Source organism: Roseiconus lacunae, from assembly GCF_008312935.1.
Classification (GTDB): domain Bacteria; phylum Planctomycetota; class Planctomycetia; order Pirellulales; family Pirellulaceae; genus Stieleria; species Stieleria lacunae.
Genome location: NZ_VSZO01000092.1, coordinates 1 through 813, shown reverse-complemented (window position 1 = coordinate 813; position 813 = coordinate 1). Strand labels below are relative to the sequence as shown.

The window sequence follows — 813 nt, the reverse complement described above, 5'->3', positions numbered from 1 at the left end:
AAAACCGCGGGGAACCATGGGTTGCAACGGAGGCCGCGAGTTGACGTCTTTGAAGTGGTGAGTCGTTCGAGCGGCCCCGCTGAACCCTACCGTTACCCGAACTGATACAGAGTATGCACCGAGTACTACCGCTGATCGTGTTTCCGCTCTTATGCGGTTGCACTGACTCCAGAACCAGCGTCGACTCCGTCGCTGTTCCGGTGTCGAGTGTCCAGTTGTTCAACGAGTCTATTCTAGGGGCAACGTTGAGTGACCCACTGCCAACGTTGTTGCCGCGTGCGAAAGCAACGTGGTTCCCGAGACAGGTAATACTCGACTACAAGGACAACGCATGCTATGGCGCAATGATTCACTACGACAGAACGCAACCGTTTGAATTGCTTCGCGGGGCGATTAATTTGCGTTTCGGGGAATTCGAATTCAAGGACTTTGCGGACGACCCAACGATGGGTCTTTGGCGGTCGGAGGAACAAGGGTTTGCGATTCAACTTAGCGATGACGAAGACGACGAATCATTTAGGGTAACCTACCTTAGATTTGTGGAGCCAGCCACAATTGCAGACACACTTGAGGATCTCAGGGAGTCTGAACCAGAGCTGTTTCAAGGTATTCCTGCCGATGACATGATTGACGCATTCCGTGAGATGGATTCCGTTGATTCGCAGATGCCGGAAGGCGGGTAACAATCGGATGCACGACGAGTCGCCGAGTCGTGGATTTTGAAGTGGAGGATCGCTCGCGGCGACCGCGTGATCCGTGACGACTATGAAGTCCGAGTTGTGCAAGTGGCGGGGCCGCCGTTTTGTTGGTTTT

At 53.8% G+C, this 813-nt stretch carries 1 protein-coding gene; it reads left to right on the top strand.

Annotated features, from left to right (window positions below):
- Window positions 1-113: 113 nt before the first annotated feature.
- Window positions 114-683, top strand: a complete 570-nt coding sequence (locus tag FYC48_RS27420; protein WP_149500012.1) for a hypothetical protein — start codon at window positions 114-116, stop codon at window positions 681-683.
- Window positions 684-813: the final 130 nt, after the last annotated feature.

What these genes read in the sequence shown, in the direction of transcription:
- FYC48_RS27420 (WP_149500012.1), top strand. Translation starts at nt 114, where the DNA reads ATGCACCGAGTACTACCGCTGATCGTGTTTCCGCTCTTATGCGGTTGC.